This is a genomic window from Prauserella sediminis, from assembly GCF_014195435.1.
Taxonomy (GTDB): domain Bacteria; phylum Actinomycetota; class Actinomycetes; order Mycobacteriales; family Pseudonocardiaceae; genus Prauserella; species Prauserella salsuginis.
In genome coordinates this window covers 1,828,579-1,845,534 of record NZ_JACIBS010000001.1, presented here as the reverse complement: position 1 = coordinate 1,845,534, position 16,956 = coordinate 1,828,579, and the positions used below count along the sequence as shown (strand labels likewise).

Sequence of the window (16,956 nt, the reverse complement as noted above, 5' to 3'; positions counted from 1 at the left end):
GCCGACGCGGAGAATAAAAGCGGAAAAACGGAATCCGCAGGGGCGCGCCGGCTACCCCGCGGAAGTGATCAGTCGGGCGTCACACCGGGCTGCGAACCCGGGGACATCGACTTGTGCAGCAGGCCGGAGCGCAGGGCCGCACCCACGGCGGCCACGGCGAACGGCTCGGCCGTGGTGATGACGGCGCCGGACGGCGCATCGGCATGCGTGCTGCCGGCGATCGACGAGTGCGACGGCACGGATGCCGGCACGTACTGCGGGTCGAACTCCGGGACCGACGACCTCGTCGGCTCGCCGGAGTCGGTGTCGACGGCGGCACTTTCGGTGCTCTCGCCGTCGTGACCGGTGTCGTGGACACCGGACGTCTCATGGTGACCGTGGTCCGAAGTGGACGTCACGGTGTGATGCCGCTCGCCGCCGGGCGCGCGGGCGTCGGCGTCGTGCGGTGAAGTCTGGGGCGCGCCTTCGGACAGGTCCGGGCCGCCCGGGCCCATCGGCACGTCGGACGGCGACGGCAAGTCGGCCGGATCGGCCGTGAAGCCGGACCACGGCAGCTCGAAGCCGGACCAGTCGTCCCAGCCGACCGAACGGTCACCGGACCAGTCGTCGGCGGCTGCGCGCAGCGCGTCACCGAAACCGTGAACGGCCTCGCGGGCCCGGCCGGTGACCTTTTTCCAGGTGTGCTCGGCGTGAGGTCGCGCTGCGGAACCGTCGGCGGCGCCGCATGATTCGGACGGCTCGGCGGTCTCCGGCGTGTCGGTGTCGTCCGGGCGGTCGGCGTCCGGGCGGTCGGCGTCCGAGTCCTGGCACGTTGCGCTCTCGGCGTCGCCGGAGGCTTGGGTGGCGTCGGCACTTTCGGCCGGCTCGGCGGCATCCTCGGCATCCGCGGCGTCGGCGGGCACATCGGCAGCCGCCAGGTCTCGGCCACGATCGGCGAAGCGGCCGATGTCGAACCGGTCGCTGTGCGCGTCGTCGAACAGGCCGCGCACGTCGGTCGGACCGGGCGCGGCTGGGTCACACTCGGCGAGATCGCCGGCGTCGACACGGTCCGCGAGGTGGCGGCCGAACGCGGTGTCGGCCGATGCCTCATCGGCCTCCGAGGTGTCGCTCTCCGGCGCACCACCGTGGTCCACACCACCGTCCGGCGACTGCGTCTGCCGTCCGTCGGACCAATCGCCGGAGGACTGGGAATCGGCTGCCTTGGAGCTCGAGGAACCGGAGTCCTTCGCTTGGGAATCCCCGGCACCGGAGGTGAACGGCACGTCCGCCGACGGCTTGGCGTCGCCGATGTTGTCGAGCGGGTTCTCGACCGCGGAGGCGGACGTCGCGCCGAAGCCCCATGCGATCGCGGTGGCGGCCGCTGCGCCTCCGGAGACGGTGAGCGCGCGCCACAACCACCGACGGACGCGCCGGGCGTCCGGTGTCGGGGTCGTCGCTGTCACGCGCACTCCTCGCGAATCTCGAACCCGCACGAATCGGCATCGGGGAACGCCGGTGCGTGCAAGGGCCTCACAAGCCTCGTCCCGTCAGCGCCCACCCTTGGACACCGCGGAACATGAAGAAGAATCGGAAAATGAATTCCGGCGCGGTTTCACCCGCGTGCCGATGACAATGGCAAACCCGAGCCCCGGAAATCACGTCCAGCACGACTTGATGGCACGAAGGTGTGAAAATCACGCGCCGTATCAACGCATCACTCGGCGTAGCAGCCACCGCCCGTAGATCGACTCACCGCACACGGCGACGTCGACCTCGATACGGTTAGCCCGTGGACGACGACACGGCCCGGACGCCCGGGAGCCTCCCCTCCGACCCCGCATCCCACGGCAGCCCCCTCGACGCCGACGTCGCACGATCGGTGCCGAAGGGCTTCCGGGTCGCGGCAGCGTTGTCCTGGCGGTTCCTGGTCATCGTCGCCGCGCTGTACGTCATCGGGGAGGTCGTCGGCTACCTGCCCGTCGTCGTGATCCCGCTGTCGGTGGCGCTGCTGCTCGCCGCGTTGCTGATCCCCGCGGTGCACCGGCTGATGCGGATCGGCCTGCCGCAGACATTGGCGGCCGTGATCGTGCTGATCGGCGGACTCGGTGTCGTCGGCGGGCTGCTGACATTCGTCATCATCCAGTTCACCGAAGGCCTGCCCGCGCTGCAGCAACAGGTCTCGCAGAGCCTCGAACAGATCGAGGACTGGCTCATCAACGGGCCACTGCACCTGCAGCAGACGCAGATCCAGGACGCCATCAACAACGGCGTCCAGTTCATCCAGGACAACCAGGCCGCGGTCACCTCCAGCGCACTGACCACCGCGGGCACCATCGGCACGTTCCTCACCGGGTTCCTGCTGACGCTCTTCATCCTGATCTTCTTCCTGACCAGCGGAAACCAGATCTGGACGTTCCTCATCCGCGGCGTGCCCCGCAACGTGCGCGATCGCGCCGACCTCGCGGGCCGCCGGGGGTTCACCTCGCTGATCAACTACGTGCGCGCGACCGCCGCCGTCGCCGTCGTGGACGCCGTCCTCATCGGTGTCGGCCTGTGGATCATCGGCGTTCCCCTCGTGGTGCCGCTGTCCACCCTGATCTTTCTCGGTGCGTTCGTCCCGATCATCGGTGCCGTCGTCACCGGTGCCGTCGCGGTGCTCGTCGCACTGGTGACCAACGGCTTCATCGCCTCGGTCATCGTGCTGGCCATCGTGGTCGGCGTCATGCAGGTCGAAGGCAACGTCCTGCAGCCGCTGCTGCTCGGCCGTTCGGTGCGGTTGCACCCGCTGGCCGTCGTCCTCGCGATCACCGTCGGCCTGACCGTGGCGGGCATCCCGGGCGCCCTACTGGCCGTCCCACTGCTCGCGGTGCTGAACGCCGGCATCAAATCGCTGGTCCACGGCGACGAATTCGAAGGTGACGGTGATCCCGTGACCGGAACCGATGTGGCCGGATCCGAGTCCGACCCCGGCGGTACGGACCACGACGACCCGAACGCCGCATCCCGGGACACGAATTCCGACACTACGGTGACGACCGGCGAATCAGACAGATCAGAGGAGTAGTCAGGCGGCCCCGATGACGACCGCATCCAAACCGAACCTGCTCGACCCGATCACCCCGTTGTGGTGGGGAACCATCGTGTTGCGGTGGATGACTCTGGCGTTCGCGCTGGGTGCGGTGATCGTCCACTTCCACGAGTACCGCAACCTGGCCCTGGCATGGGGCGCGTGGGCCGTGATGCTCGTGTGGTCGATCGTGACGACGGCGGCGTTCGTGCGCGTGCGCACCCGCTACGCGGGTCTCGTCGTGGCGGACGTGGTCGTGACGTGCGGCATCATGCTGCTCTCGCAGCTGGCGCTGTCCGAGTACCAGTTCGCCATCACCGCGCCGCTGCTGACGACCGTGTGGGCGTCCGTCGCGCCGCTGACGGCAGGCGCGCGCTTCGGCGCCGTCGGCGGGGCTGCAGGCGGGCTGATCGTCGCCGTGTGCACCGGTGTCGCCCGCTGGAAGTTCGACCTGGACGTCGCACGCGACGGGCTGCTGCTGTTCGCCAGCGGCACGATCATCGGCATGGCCGCGACGACCGCGCGCCGGTCGCAGGCGGTGGTCTCGCGCGCGATGCGGGCCGAGGCCGCCACCGCCGAACGCGAACGCCTCGCGCGCTCCATCCACGACAGTGTGCTGCAGGTGCTAGCGCGGGTGCGCAGGCGCGGCGCCGAACTCGGCGGCGAGGCCGCGGAACTCGCCAAGCAGGCGGGCGAGCAGGAGATCGCGTTGCGGGCCCTCGTGACGTCGGAACCCCTCGGCCCCAGCGACGGCAACGCCGACCTGCGCGCCGCACTCGGGGTGCTGGCGACCTCGAGGGTGCAGGTCTCCGGACCCGCCTCCGAGGTGCGGCTGCCCGCGGACACCGTCGGCGAACTGCTGACCGCCGTGAAGGAGGCCCTCTCCAACGTCGACAAGCACGCGGGCGAGGGCGCGAAGGCGTGGGTGTTGCTGGAAGAGCTCTCCGACGAGATCGTACTGACGGTCCGCGACGACGGGCCAGGCATTCCCGAGGGCCGGCTCGAAGCGGCGGCCGAGGAAGGACACATCGGCGTCGCCCAATCCATCAGGGGCCGGCTCGCCGAACTGGGCGGGACGGCCCGGCTCGACACCGCACCCGGTGCGGGAACCGAGTGGGAAATGCACCTGCCACGACCGGTCGACCTGAGGAGGACCACCCGATGACGGTGTCGGTGATGATCGTCGACGACCATCCGATGTGGCGGGACGGCGTCGCGCGGGACCTGAGTGAACACGGCTTCGACGTGCGCGCCACGGCGGCTGACGTCGACTCGGCCGTGCGGGTGGCGACCACGGTCACCCCCGACGTCGTGCTGATGGACCTCAACCTCGGCGAACAATCCGGGGTCGACGCGATCAGGGCGATCGCCGGACAGCTGGCCGACACCCGGGTGCTCGTGCTGTCGGCCAGCGGTGAGCACGCCGACGTGCTGGAGGCCGTGAAGGCGGGCGCGTCAGGCTATCTCGTCAAGTCGGCGTCCGTGACCGAGCTGGTCGACGCCGTGCGGCGAACCGCCGACGGCGACCCGGTGTTCACGGCGGGCCTTGCCGGAATGGTCCTGGGCGAGTACCGGCGGATGGCCGAAACACCGAGCGGAGGCGATCCGCCACCCCAGCTGACCCAGCGCGAACAGGACGTACTGCGGTTCGTCGCGAAGGGCCTGACGGCGCGGCAGATCGCCGACCGGCTCGTCATCTCCCACCGCACCGTGGAGAACCACGTGCAGTCGACGTTGCGGAAACTCCAGCTGCACAACCGCGTCGAACTCGCCCGATACGCCATCGAGCACGGTCTCGATCAGGAACAGGAGTGAGCCTCCTCCGACATCCGGTGTGGTTCGGGGGCGGTTCTCAGGGGTTTCCCGGATCCGCCGCGGCGGTCGCGGTCGTACCGTTCTCGGTGTGACTGAGTACTCCAGCGACGCGACTCCCGCCGACGGCGCGCACGCAGCCGCGCCGGGTGCCGATGCGACGAGCTCCGCGGAGCCTGCCGACACGGCGGAACCGGCGGCCACGGCCGACCCGGGCTCGGCGACATCGGCTGAGTCCGCGAGCGCCGCGGAGTCGGGGGACACCACGGGCACCACGGGATCGGCTGACACTCCGGGGTCTGCGGGCACGCCGGAGTCGGCGGGCGCCACAACGTCTGCGGGCGCCACAACGTCTGCTGGCGGCACAACGTCTGCTGGCGCCGCGGGGTCGGCGGGCACGCCGGGGTCGGGGGGCACTCCGGGGTCGGGGGGCACTCCGGGATCGGCTGACACTCCGGGGTCTGCGGGCACGGCGTCCGAGTCGGCTCCCGGTGCGACCCATCGGGAGCGGCTGCGGAACCTGCGGGTGTCCGACGCCGAGCGCGAGCACGTCGTCGAACTGCTCCAGCGCGCGATCGGTCACGGCATGCTGGACCTGGACGAGTTCTCGGAGCGCACCGACACGGCGCTCGGGGCGCGCACGCGGGGTGAGCTGAACTCCGTGCTGGTCGACCTGCCCGGATTGCGGCACGAGGACGCCGTACCCGCCGCCGGAGCTGCGAGCCCGGCCTGGACCGGTGGGCAGCCCGACGACCCGTGGATCGACCGGCCGACGGGCAGGCGCGTCGAACTCAAGGGCGTCGGCAGCACGCTCGTGCGCCGCGGCCGGTGGCGGGTGCCGACGGACATGCTGGTGCGCAACAAGTACGGCGAGACGAAACTCGACTTCTCGTCGGCGGAGTTCACCAGCAACGCCGTGCATGTCGAACTCGACACGAAGTGGGGTTCGGTCAACCTGATCGTGCCGGAGCAGGCGTCGGTCGACCTGAACGGGATCGACGAGCTGAAGTGGTCGACGCTCACCGACAAGACAGACTCGACACGGGCCGCGGGCACGCCGCGGATCGTGGTGACGGGCCGGGTCGTCGGCGGTTCGATGACGGTGCGGTACCCGCGCCGCAGCTGGCTCGCCTGACCGCGTCCGGCCGCCGACGACCGCCGCTCACCGGCGAACGTGTCGGCGGCGGCCGAACCCCTGGCCCTACTTCGTCGCCGTACGGGCCGCCTGCGCATTCGGCGCAGCCAGCGCCTGCTCGGCGGCACGTTCGCACTCGGCCAGCGTGACGCCGGCGAGAGCGGCACCGACGGCGCGCACCGACGCGGCGTTCATCGACAGGCTCGTCACGCCGAGGCCTGCCAACACTCGGGCGAGTCCCGGGTCGGCGGCTGCCTCGCCGCACACGCCCGCGGGTTTACCGGTCGCCTTGGCCGCGTCGCCGACCATGCCGATGAGCCGCAGTAGTGCGGGCTGCCACGGGTCGTTGAGCGTGGCCACCGCGCCGAGCTGCCGGTCGGCGGCGAAGGTGTACTGGGCGAGGTCGTTGGTGCCGACGGACACGAAGTCCACGGCTTCCAGCACCTCGCGGGCGCTCAGCGCCGCGGCGGGCACCTCGATCATCACGCCTGCCCGCGCGATCCCGGCCGCGCGCGCCCGCTCCGCGAACCACGCCGCCTCGTCGGCGGTGGCGACCATCGGGGCCATGACGGCGACGTCGGCACCCGAGTCGGCCGTCGCGCCCGCGATGGCCTCGAGCTGACGATCCAGCACGCCGGGCCGGTCGAACGCCACACGCACCCCGCGGACGCCGAGCGCCGGGTTCGGCTCCGCCTCCGGTGCGAGGAACGCCAACGGTTTGTCGGCGCCCGCGTCGAGCGTGCGCACGATGACCGGCTTGCCGCGGAACGGTTCGAGGACCGCGGCGTAGGCCGAACGCTGCCCGTCGACGCCCGGTTCGTCGTCGGCGTCGAGGTAGCAGAACTCGGTGCGGAACAGGCCGACACCTTCGGCGCCCGCGTCGGCGGCGGCACGCGCATCGGTGGGCGCACCCACGTTGGCCAGCACCTTCACGCGGTGACCGTCGGACGTCTCACCCGTGCCGTTCCACTCGGCGGCTCCGCCGGCGGTGGCCGTGACGACGGGCGCCGCCGGATCGGCCGCTTCGACCGTGCCCGCGTCGCCGTCGACCACGAAAGCCTCGGCGTCGAACGTCAGCGCACCCCGCACGGCCACGATCGCCGGGATGCCGATCGACCGCGCCAGGATCGCCGTGTGGCTGGTGGGACCGCCTTCCTCGGTGACGAGCGCGAGCACCTTCGCCGGGTCGAGCCCAGCCGTGTCCGCGGGGGCCAGGTCACGGGCGACGAGCACACTCGGGGTGGTCAGCTCCGGAACGCCGGGCGGTGCGATGCCGAGCACCTCGGCGATGATCCGGTCACGCACGTCGTGGACGTCGCGGACGCGTTCGGCCATGTACCCACCCGCGTTGGACAGTGCCTGCGCGAAGTGGCCCGCCGCCTCGTAGACGGCGCGGGCCGCAGGGATGCGCTGCGCGGTGACGAGCTGTTCGGCCTGACTGACCAGCGACGGGTCGGCGGCCATCGCGGCCGTGGTGGTGAGGATCGCGGCGGCGTCACCGGTCGCGGCGGAAGCCATCGTTTCGAGCCGGGCGGCGACCTTCTCCGCCGCGGGGCCGATCAGCGCGGACTCGGCGTACGGATCATCCGGTCCCGGCGTGCTCGCCGGCTCCTCGATGGTGTCGGTGACCCGTACGACCGGGCCGCTCGCGCGGCCGGGGCTGACGCCCACGCCGGACAACTTCGCCTCGGCCATGTGCCTGATCCTCCCAAACCTGATCGGAAACTCAGCTTAATTCGTCGAGCAGCGGATACGAGGGCTGGGCGCCGCGCTTGGTCACCGACACCGCGGCGACGTCGACCGCCCGGCGCGCCGCGTCGGCAACTGTCGCACCCGAGGCCAGCCACGTCACGAGCGCGCCGGTGAAGGCGTCGCCCGCTCCCGTCGTGTCCACGGCGGTGACCTGCGGCGATGACACCTCCACGTGGTCGATATCCGCCTGCTCGCCGCGGGTGGCGACGAGCGCTCCCTCCGGTCCGCGCGTGATCACGACCGCGTCCGGACCGAGGTCGAGCAGGCTGGCCGCGTCACTGTTGTGACTGTCGTGGCCGCCACTGCCGTCGCTGCCGCCACTGCCGTCGCTGCCGCCACTGCCGTCGCCGTCGGTGCCGAGTAGCCAGGCGGCCTCGTGTTCGTTCACCACGAGGACGTCGAGGTGCCGCAACGTCTCCTCGGACAGCTTCGCCGTGGGCGAGAGGTTCAGCACCGTGCGGACGCCGGCCCGTGCGGCGCAGGCGATCGCGTGCTCCACGACGTCGAGCGGAACCTCGAGCGAGGCGACGAGCACCTTCGCGCCCGCCGGGTCGGCGGCATCGGCCGGGGCGAGCGCGTGGTTGGCGCCGGGGGAGACGAGGATCGAGTTCTCGCCGTCGGGGGTCACGGTGATGTACGCGGCCCCGGTCGGCCGGTCGACCACACGCACGCGGTCGGTGCCGACTCCGGAACCGCGGAGCGAGTCGAGCAGCAGCCTGCCGTGGGCATCGTCACCGACCGCGCCGATCAGTGCGACGTCGGCGCCGAGGCGGGCGGCGGCCACGGCCGTGTTCGCCCCCTTGCCACCGGGGAGGATCTGCGTGTCACCACCGAGAACGGTCTCTCCACCTGCTGGCCGGCGATCCGTGGCGACGACGAGGTCGGCGTTCGCCGAGCCGACGACGAGAACAGCTTCGGTCACCCCTACACCCTGCCATGCCGCCGGTGGGGGCATTTGCAGATGCAGATATGCGGACGCAGATGTGAAAGTTTTTGTAACTGCGGCGGCGATCAGTGCGACAATCAGGCGAGCCGCCCAGCACAGGCGTTCCTACTTTCGAGTGAGACGGGAACGTCGGCGTCATGGTTGGAGCCTGCAAGGGCTCTCACAGGCATGCCGCGTTCGCGCGGTGTGTTGTCCGGCGGGACCGTCCGGTCCGGTCGGGCGTCGGGTCGCCGGCATCGGTCACGTAGCCCCCCGAGTGATCGGTGCCGGCGGCGCCCCGACTTCACCGATGAACTGCACGCGGTGGGCGCGGCGAACATAGACTTTGCGGATGGACAGGCCGTCGAGCCCACCTCCCCGTTCAGGCCCGGTATCTGCGTCGAACGCGGTTCCTGAGTCGAACGCGGTTCCGGCGCAGGATCCGCAGCCGTCCAACCCGGCCGGCTCGGCGGGCCCCGCACCCCGAACCGGTGCGGCACCGCACCGCGGCGGACGGGATCAGGCGGGCAGGCGCAGGGCTCGGGAGCGCGCCGCCACCGATCGCGACATCCGGCAGACGGCGCGGACGCTCCTCGTCGAACACGGACCCGAGGCGGTGACGCTGCGCGCGATCGCCCGCGAACTGGGCATCACCGCGCCTGCGCTGTACCGGTACTACGGATCGCGCGACGACCTGCTCGAACACCTCCGCGCCGACGTCGTAGCCGACCTGGGAGAAGCCCTGGCCGGTGAGATCGCCGGGCACGAGGCCGGCGGACCGCGGCGGTTGTTCGCGATCTGCCGCGGGTTCCGGCAGTGGGCGTTGGCGCACATCAACGAGTTCACGCTGGTGTTCGCGTCGGGTGCGACCGCGGCGACGAGCAGTACGGCCAAGTTGCAGCAACTCACCGAACCGTTCGGCAGGCTCTTCCTCCTCGCCGCGGGCGACGTGCTGCTCGCCGACGAGGCGGCACTACCCAGCGACGACGTCGTGCCCGCCGAGCTGCGCGACGATCTGGCCGGTTACCGCGACGCGCTACTGGCTGTGCTGGCCGGGGCCGGAATCGACGTGCCGCCGCAGCGGCTCACCGTGGGTACGACGTACCTGATGATGCAGTTCTGGGCGCGGCTGTACGGCCACGTCACCCTCGAGGTGTTCGGGAACTATCCGATCCCGCTGGCGAAGCCCGATGCGCTGTTCGACGCCCTGCTGGCAGACCTGGCCAGGGAGATCGGCCTCGACACCACCGTGACCTGAGCGCCCCCAAGGTGCCCGTGCCCCCGAGGGCACCTTGGTTGCATTGAACGCGACGAATCCTCCCCTCGCGAAGCCGCCCCAGCGGGCCGTCACGTCATGCAGCGGGGAACTCCGGCCCACTGGACGTCGACCCCCGCGATGCTGACGCGCTGTCGAGTCCGACGATCCGCACCCGTGGGCGACCGAGTTCGGAAGCGGCACGGTAGGCGGCTTCGAGCTCACTGCGCACGGTGCTCGGGTTGCCTCGCAGTTCCGAAGGCAACGTCTGCACGACCGGAACGCTCACCTGGCCGTACCGGGAGTTGCGTTTCACGGTCCGGTCGTACGCGTCCCGTGAGTAGTGGAACTCGGCCGAGTCGATTTCCCACGCCAGTCCGACGTCGTCCCACCAGGCGTCAGGAGTGGCGATATACCGCCCATCAGGGGAGAACAGCTTGACGTTCCAGTGGGTCGGCGGACGAGACATCGCTGCGGTGAGCCGCTTCGCATCCAGTTCCGCGACGGATCGCAGGTGTGTGATCTCGCTGAGGATCCGTCGGGGAATCGCCGTGCCGCGTTGCCCACCGATGTCGAGCTCCACCCGAAGGTCGTCGGGCGTGCAATGTCCGCGCTGCATCGCTTCGAACAGCAGATTCGCGACCGGTTCATCAGCCCGAAGCCGGCGTGCGGCGTCCAGCGCCGCCCGCCGGACCGTAGCCACAGGAACATCGTCGATGTACGTACTTCTCGGCATGCGTCGGGTCCGCTCGACCAGTACGAAACCAGAACTTTCGACACGATGCGTGTGCGGGATCAGGATGTGGATCTTCTCGGGATCGCGTGCCGTTGTGCCGAACTTGTTCAGGCGCAAACCCTGCCGTCGACATGCGTGAACACCCGTGATCAGCGCGCCCGGACCGCCGTACAGCAACGCGGCTGTCAACTGTTGGTCGAGGGTCGGTGGGGAGTTCTCGAGCAGAATGATGCCAGGCAGGAGACGCTGCCACGGCCCACCGGGAAGGCAGCGGCGATAAACCGTGCTCTTGTCGACGGTCAGTTCCTGCAGCGTTGCCGCGCGCGTCACGCCCAGTCTGCTGTGCAGCCTTAACGTCTCGGGGTTGTCAGCCCATCGCCCTCGTCTCATCCGTCCGATCGTGCGGACCGCCGGGGGACGACGGAACCACTGATCGTCATCCCTGTGGACAACCGGCGCGATGTGGACAACTCGCGTCCACGGTTCGACACGACCGGCCCGTCGGCGATTCGGACCGCCGCCCCCAGGGGCACTTTGGTTGCATTGAGTGCAACCAAAGTGCCCCTGGGGGCTTTCCGCACTTCCTCAGACGACGACGTTGACCAGCTTGCGCGGTACGACGATGACCTTCTTCGGCTCGCCGCCGTCCAGCGCCGCCGCGATCTTCTCGTCGGCCAGCGCCGCCGCCTGCACGTCGTCGGAGCTTGCGTCGGCCGCGACCGTGATCCGCGAACGCACCTTGCCGTTGACCTGGATCGGGTATTCGACCGTGTCGTCGACCAGGTACTTCTCGTCCGCCACCGGGAACGGGCCGTGCACCAGCGTGTCCGGGTGGCCCAACCGGTGCCACAGCTCCTCGGCCATGTGCGGGCACAACGGCGCCAGCATCAGCACCATCGGCTCGGCCAGCGCGCGCGGCGTGGCCCCTGCGGAACCGTACGTCTTCGTGACGTGGTTGTTCAGCTCGATCAGCTTCGCGCCCGCCGTGTTGAACCGCAGCTCGGCGTAGTCCTCGCGCACGTTCGCGATGGTCTTGTTCAGCAGCTTCAGATCCGTCTCCGACAGCTCGTCGTCGGAAACGCGCAGGTCACCGCTGTTCTCGTCGACCACAAGGCGCCACAGTCGCTGCAGGAAGCGGTGCGCGCCGACGACGTCCTTCGTCGCCCACGGCTTCGAATCGGCCAGCGGCCCCATGGACATCTCGTAGAAGCGGAACGTGTCGGCCCCGAAGGTGTCGGCCATCTCGTCGGGAGCGACCGAGTTCTTCAGGCTCTTGCCCATCTTCCCGTATTCCTGGGTGACCTCTTCGCCGTTGTGGAAGAACTTCCCGTCGGACTCGGTCACCTCCTCGGCGGGTACGTACACGCCACGGGAGTCGGTGTAGGCGTAGGCCTGGATGTAGCCCTGGTTGAACAGCTTCCGGTACGGCTCGGACGACGAGAGGAAGCCCAGGTCGTGCAGCACCTTGTGCCAGAACCGCGAGTACAGCAGGTGCAGCACCGCGTGCTCGACACCGCCGACGTACAGGTCCAGCCCGCCCGGGTCGTTCACGCCGTGCTCGGCGGCACGCGGACCCATCCAGTACCGCTCGTTCTCCGGGTCGACGAACTGCTCCTCGTTCGTCGGGTCGACGTAGCGCAACTGGTACCAGCACGAACCGGCCCATTGCGGCATCACGTTGGTGTCGCGGCGGTACTTCTTCGGCCCGTCGCCCAGGTCCAGCGTGACCTCGACCCAGTCGGTGGCCTTCGCCAGCGGCGGCTCGGGCTCCGAGTCGGCGTCGTCCGGGTCGAACGTCTTCGGCGAGTACTCGTCGACGTCCGGCAGCACGACCGGCAACTGGTCCTCGGGCAGCGGGATCGGCGTGCCGTGCTCGTCGTAGACGATGGGGAACGGCTCGCCCCAGTACCGCTGCCGCGCGAACAGCCAGTCGCGCAGCTTGTACGCCGCGGTGCCCTCGCCGTGGCCCTTCTCCTCCAGCCAGCCGATGATGGTCTTCTTGGCGTCGTCGACGCCGAGGCCGTTCAGGCTGATGTCCTCGTTGGTGGAGTTGATGGCGGTGCCGTCACCGGTGTAGGCCTCGTCGGCCGGGTGCCCCTCCGGCGCCTCGACGGTGCGCAGGATCGGCAGCTCGAACTTGGTCGCGAACTCGAAGTCGCGCTCGTCGTGCGCCGGCACCGCCATGACGGCGCCCGTGCCGTACCCCATCAGCACGTAGTCGGCGATGAACACCGGGATGGACTCGCCGTTGGCCGGGTTCGTCGCGTACGAGCCGGTGAACACGCCGGTCTTGTCCCTGGTCTCCTGGCGGTCCAGGTCGGACTTGCGCGCGGTCTCCTTGCGGTACGCCTCGACGGCCTCGGCCGGTGTCGCCGCGCCGCCCGTCCAAGCCTCCTTCGCGCCCTCGGGCCAGGCGTCGGCGGTCAGCTTGTCGACCAGCGGGTGTTCGGGCGCCAGCACCATGTACGTCGACCCGAACAGCGTGTCCGGGCGCGTGGTGAACACCTCGATGGTGTCGTCGCCCACCGGGAATCGGACGTTCGCACCGCGCGAGCGGCCGATCCAGTTGCGCTGCATGGACTTGACCTTCTCGGGCCAGTCCAGCAGATCCAGGTCGTCGACCAGGCGGTCGGCGTACGCGGTGATCCGCATCATCCACTGCCGCAGCGGCTTGCGGAACACGGGGAAGTTGCCGCGCTCGGTCAGCCCCTCGGCGGTGACCTCCTCGTTCGCGACGACCGTGCCCAGGCCGGGCGCCCAGTTGACGGGCGCCTCGGAGATGTACACCAGCCGGTACTCGTCGATGACCTTCCGCTGCTCGGCGGCCGACAGCTCCGACCAGGCGCGGCCGTCCGGCGTCTCGCGCTCACCGGCCGCGAACTGCTTCTCCAGCTCCGCTACCGGCCGCGCCTTGTTCTCGCGGTCGTCGTAGTACGAGTTGAAGATCTGCAGGAAGATCCACTGCGTCCACTTGTAGAACTCGATGTCCGTGGTCGCGATGCGGCGGCGCTCGTCGTGGCCGAAGCCCAGGCGGCGAATCTGGTCCAGGTACCGCTCGATGTTGCGCTCGGTCGTGGTGCGCGGGTGCGTACCGGTCTGCACCGCGTACTGCTCCGCGGGCAGGCCGAACGAGTCGAAACCCATCGTGTGCAGCACGTTCCGGCCGATCATGCGGTTGTACCGCGCGAACACGTCGGTGCTGATGAAGCCCAGCGGGTGGCCGACGTGCAAGCCCGAACCCGACGGATACGGGAACATGTCCTGCACGAACAGCTTGTCGGACGGCATCGGCGCGGACTCGTCCGAGAGCGGGCCGGCCGGATTGGGGGCGTGGTAGGTGCCGTGATCGGACCAGTAGTCCTGCCAGCGCCGCTCGATCTGCCCCGCCAACGCCGCGTTGTACCGCTGCGCCGGGGTCGTATCGCTGCCGTCTGTCATCTCTCGCCGGAACCCTTCCGCACTCGTGGCCTGCCCGCCTGTGGCATCTGGTCTAACGCCCTGAAAAGCAATCGACCCCCCAGCCTGGAGGCATGAGGGGTTCGCCGCGCCGACCGCTGGTCGCGGGTCAGCGCGGCCGGCTAAGGAGCAGGCTCGCCGAATTCACGGTGCCATGGTAACTCCCGATGTCACCCGGTTTACGTAGGCGTACTGGTCCGGGGCCGCAACCGGCGGTGCGATCACACCGGGTGCCGCCGCCGTGACCCCGCGCACCGAGCATCACCGCGGCCGTTTCCGCACGGCATGACGCTGCGCACAGCCGGTTCGGGTGTCGACATGACGATCCGGTCCGCTGCGTATTCTCGGGGTCGTGATCGTCGTGATCGTCGCCTCGTTGATTCCCGCAGTCCTCGGCGTCCTCGTCGGCTGGGGCGGTGTCCTCGGCCTGCGCGAGAAGCTGCCTCGTGACCGCGGGGCAGGCGTGCGCACGCGGGCGACACTGCGCAGTGACGAGGCGTTCCGGGTTGCGAACCGCGTTGCGGGGCTGCCGACCATCGCGGCGGGCGCCGTCGGCGTGCTGGCAGGCGTGGCCGGTTTCGTGATGCCGAGCATCTGGGGAACGGTGATCGCCGCGGCGATCGGCCTCGTCGGCATGTTCGCGCTGGTCGCGGGCGGTGGAGCGCTCGGGAACCGGGCGGCGCAGGCCGTGCCCGAGCCGGCGCCCGAACCCGCGGGCTGCGGCGGCTGCGCGTGCGGCGGAGGCGGCTGCGGCGCTCTTGCAGCCGCGCAAGCCGACGAGGCGCAGTAGCCGGGTTTCGATGCCCCAAGGGCACCTTTGGGGCGCCCACACGTTCGTGTCGAACGTGCCCAGTAGTCGCATGCCCATTGGGCCGTTGCGTCCGCCTCGGATGGGCCGAGGCGGGAGGGCGTGCCCTGGGAAGCTTTGAGCACTGCGACGTCACGGCCGTTCGAAGGTTCGCAGCGGGCGGTCGGTGAGCGTCAGCACGCACAGGCCCACCACGCAGAGCAGGCCGCCCGACACCGCCGCGAACGGCGCCGACGTCATCCCGGCGACACTGCCCGCGCGGAAGTTGCCCACATCCGGGCCCGCCGCGCCGAGGACGAATTCCACGCTGCTCACCCGTCCGCGATACGAATCCGGCGTCGCCAGCTGCGTGGTCGCGCCGCGCGACACCACCGCCATCACGTCGCATGCGCCCGCGACCGCCAAGCAGCCGAGCGCGACCCACAGCGGTTCCGCCAGCCCGAACCCCGTCAGGGCGACGCCCCATCCCAGCGACCCTGCGAGCTGCACCGCCCCGAGTCGCCGGGCCCGGGCGAACACGCCCGATGCCAGGCCCGCCAGCAGCCCGCCCACGGCGATCGCCGACAGGAACCAGCCGATCAGCCGCGGATCGCCGTCGAACCGCTGCGCGGCGATCGCCGGGAACAGCGCCACCGGCATGGCGACCACAGTCGCCAGCACGTCCGTCAGGAACGACCCGCCGAGCACCGGGTTGACCACCACGAACCGCAGCCCCGCCGCGATGGAACGCAGCCCGGGACGGTCCCCGCCCTCCGGCCGTATCGAGGGCAACCCGCCCAGGCCGCAGGCGGCCACCAGCAGGAACGCCGCGTCGAGCGCGTACGCACCGGCCGGGTCCCACGCCGCCGTGACCACTCCGCCAAGTGCGGGCCCCACCAGCAGCGCCACCTGGAAGCTCAGGCTCGACAACGCCAGCCCGGCGCCGAGCTGCCCGGACGGCAGGAGGTTCACCGCCAGCGTCCGCCGCGCGGGCGCCCCGAGACCGGCCAGCGCTCCCTGCACCCCGACCAGAACCAGCAGCAGCACGAACGACCGCAGCTCCGCAAACGCTTGCGCCGCGAGCGACGCCGCCGCGACCGTCTGGCCGACCGTGGTCCACAGCACGAGCCGCCGCCGATCGACGGCGTCGGCCAGCGTGCCACCGACCAGTCCACACACCACCATGCCGACCGCCTGCGCCAACCCGACGGCGCCGACCGCGAACGAACTGCCCGTCAGCGCCCACGCCTGCGCGAGCACCGCCACCACAGCGACCTGCTGCCCGAACATCGACGCCGAGGTGCTGATCCACAGCCTGCGGAAGTCCGCGCTGGTTCGGAGCGGCCGCACGTCGACGAGCGCGCGACGCAGGCTCACGACCCGATCCCGCAGGGAAGTTCCGCGCAGCCGGGTTCAGGGCGGCGGTGTTCAGGGCGGCGGTGTTCGGATCCGGGGTGTTCGGCGGGGTGATGCGCGGCGCGGTGGCGTTCGGGGTCGTGCCGAGGGGCGCGCGGCCCCGGCACGCTCACGGCGAGTCCGGAAGCCGGGCTGCGATGCGATCGCGGAACGACCTCCGTTCGAGCGCGGCGGCCATGTCCTCGACGACGCGACCGAAGGAGTACGGCAGTTCGGCGTCGAGCTCGGCGACGGCCTCCTCGGTGGCGCGCCACTCGGCTTCGAGGAACGGCAGCAGCTCGCGGCCTGCGTCGGTGAGTTCGACGACGCGGGTGCGCGCGTCGTCGCCGGGACGCGTGACGACCAGGCCGTCGCCGCGGAGGGAGGCGACCGTCTGGCTCATCGCCGAATGCGTGACCTCGGTGGCTTCGGCGAGCTTGCGAATGGTCATCGGTCCGCGCCTGCCGAGGCGGATCAGCGGCATCGTGTGTCTCGGCCGGACGTCCACGCCGCGTTCGGCGTACAGCCGCGCGATCTCGCCGTCCATCGCGTCCTGCAGCCTTCGCAGGGGTCGCCAGAAGCCGACGTCGGTCGGATCGCCTTGACCAGGGGTTTCGTCACTCACCCGAAGACTGTAACAGGGCTTATATAAGCACT

At 70.4% G+C, this 16,956-nt stretch carries 13 protein-coding genes; 6 read left to right on the top strand and 7 right to left on the bottom strand.

Translation table 11 applies throughout. The features are described from left to right. Positions 1-68 precede the first annotated feature (68 nt). Complete coding sequence (locus FB384_RS08345; RefSeq protein WP_183781082.1) at positions 69-1,442, bottom strand: hypothetical protein; 1,374 nt, start codon at positions 1,440-1,442, stop codon at positions 69-71. Positions 1,443-1,858: 416 nt separating this feature from the next. Here FB384_RS08345 and FB384_RS08340 point away from each other — a divergent pair, with 416 nt between their 5' ends. From FB384_RS08340 to FB384_RS08325, 4 genes are all read left to right on the top strand, one after another. Further along, positions 1,859-3,043: an AI-2E family transporter gene (locus FB384_RS08340; protein ID WP_258936739.1), complete on the top strand. Its 1,185-nt coding sequence runs from the start codon at positions 1,859-1,861 to the stop codon at positions 3,041-3,043. A gap of 13 nt (positions 3,044-3,056) precedes the next feature. Then, positions 3,057-4,211, top strand: a complete 1,155-nt coding sequence (gene macS / locus FB384_RS08335; protein ID WP_183781075.1) for a MacS family sensor histidine kinase — start codon at positions 3,057-3,059, stop codon at positions 4,209-4,211. After that, positions 4,208-4,861, top strand: a complete 654-nt coding sequence (locus FB384_RS08330; RefSeq protein ID WP_183781072.1) for a response regulator — start codon at positions 4,208-4,210, stop codon at positions 4,859-4,861. The genes macS and FB384_RS08330 overlap by 4 nt, the downstream gene beginning before the upstream one ends. 508 nt (positions 4,862-5,369) lie before the next feature. Then, positions 5,370-5,993, top strand: coding sequence for a DUF1707 SHOCT-like domain-containing protein (locus FB384_RS08325; protein WP_183785170.1), 624 nt, complete (start codon positions 5,370-5,372; stop codon positions 5,991-5,993). A gap of 66 nt (positions 5,994-6,059) precedes the next feature. On the opposite strand, the gene ptsP is transcribed toward FB384_RS08325, so the two are convergent. Then, positions 6,060-7,688, bottom strand: coding sequence for a phosphoenolpyruvate--protein phosphotransferase (gene ptsP / locus FB384_RS08320; RefSeq protein ID WP_183781069.1), 1,629 nt, complete (start codon positions 7,686-7,688; stop codon positions 6,060-6,062). A gap of 31 nt (positions 7,689-7,719) precedes the next feature. Further along, positions 7,720-8,667 (bottom strand): ribokinase, encoded by a 948-nt coding sequence (locus FB384_RS08315; RefSeq protein WP_323985167.1) that lies wholly within the window; start codon positions 8,665-8,667, stop codon positions 7,720-7,722. 355 nt (positions 8,668-9,022) lie between these two features. Here FB384_RS08315 and FB384_RS08310 point away from each other — a divergent pair, with 355 nt between their 5' ends. Continuing rightward, positions 9,023-9,928, top strand: a complete 906-nt coding sequence (locus FB384_RS08310) for a TetR/AcrR family transcriptional regulator (RefSeq protein WP_183781063.1) — start codon at positions 9,023-9,025, stop codon at positions 9,926-9,928. A 94-nt stretch (positions 9,929-10,022) separates the two neighbouring features. On the opposite strand, the gene FB384_RS08305 is transcribed toward FB384_RS08310, so the two are convergent. Together FB384_RS08305 and leuS are read right to left on the bottom strand one after the other, a co-directional pair. After that, complete coding sequence (locus FB384_RS08305) at positions 10,023-10,991, bottom strand: hypothetical protein (RefSeq protein WP_183781060.1); 969 nt, start codon at positions 10,989-10,991, stop codon at positions 10,023-10,025. A 255-nt stretch (positions 10,992-11,246) separates the two neighbouring features. Further along, a complete protein-coding gene (gene leuS / locus FB384_RS08300; RefSeq protein WP_183781057.1) occupies positions 11,247-14,099 on the bottom strand; it encodes a leucine--tRNA ligase in 2,853 nt (950 codons plus the stop codon). A gap of 379 nt (positions 14,100-14,478) precedes the next feature. Between leuS and FB384_RS08295 the strand changes: the two genes are divergently transcribed. Beyond that, entirely contained in the window at positions 14,479-14,907 is a 429-nt protein-coding gene (locus tag FB384_RS08295) for an SdpI family protein (protein WP_183785168.1), read from the top strand. A 150-nt stretch (positions 14,908-15,057) separates the two neighbouring features. On the opposite strand, the gene FB384_RS08290 is transcribed toward FB384_RS08295, so the two are convergent. Then, positions 15,058-16,281 carry an MFS transporter gene (locus tag FB384_RS08290; protein ID WP_183781054.1) on the bottom strand — a complete coding sequence of 408 codons (1,224 nt, stop codon included), beginning with the start codon at positions 16,279-16,281 and terminating at the stop codon, positions 15,058-15,060. Positions 16,282-16,429: 148 nt separating this feature from the next. After that, a complete protein-coding gene (locus FB384_RS08285) occupies positions 16,430-16,924 on the bottom strand; it encodes a MarR family winged helix-turn-helix transcriptional regulator (protein WP_456319891.1) in 495 nt (164 codons plus the stop codon). Positions 16,925-16,956: the final 32 nt, after the last annotated feature.

What these genes read in the sequence shown, in the direction of transcription:
- macS (WP_183781075.1), top strand. Translation starts at nt 3,057, where the DNA reads ATGACGACCGCATCCAAACCGAACCTGCTCGACCCGATCACCCCGTTG.
- FB384_RS08330 (WP_183781072.1), top strand. Translation starts at nt 4,208, where the DNA reads ATGACGGTGTCGGTGATGATCGTCGACGACCATCCGATGTGGCGGGAC.
- ptsP (WP_183781069.1), bottom strand. Translation starts at nt 7,688, where the DNA reads ATGGCCGAGGCGAAGTTGTCCGGCGTGGGCGTCAGCCCCGGCCGCGCG.
- FB384_RS08310 (WP_183781063.1), top strand. Translation starts at nt 9,023, where the DNA reads ATGGACAGGCCGTCGAGCCCACCTCCCCGTTCAGGCCCGGTATCTGCG.
- leuS (WP_183781057.1), bottom strand. Translation starts at nt 14,099, where the DNA reads ATGACAGACGGCAGCGATACGACCCCGGCGCAGCGGTACAACGCGGCG.